Here is a 227-nt window from a genome sequence, read left to right as displayed (position 1 = left end):
ATGCCTTGGTTCAAGGGATGGAAAGTCACCCGTAAGGATGGCAATGCCAGTGGAACCACCCTCCTGGAAGCCTTGGACTGCATCCTGCCTCCAACTCGTCCAACTGACAAACCTCTGCGTCTGCCTCTTCAAGATGTCTACAAAATTGGTGGCATTGGTACTGTACCAGTTGGCCGTGTGGAAACTGGTGTCCTGAAGCCAGGCATGGTGGTCACATTTGCCCCCGG

At 54.2% G+C, this 227-nt stretch carries 1 protein-coding gene; it reads left to right on the top strand.

Annotated elements, in window-relative coordinates; translation table 11 throughout:
• On the top strand, window positions 1-227 hold a 227-nt coding region (locus tag L9G74_RS23800; protein WP_500142660.1), incomplete at both ends, for a hypothetical protein.

The sequence above is a fragment of the Shewanella electrica genome, from assembly GCF_022321485.1.
Lineage (GTDB): Bacteria > Pseudomonadota > Gammaproteobacteria > Enterobacterales > Shewanellaceae > Shewanella > Shewanella electrica.
This window is presented reverse-complemented; position numbering and strand designations above follow the sequence as displayed.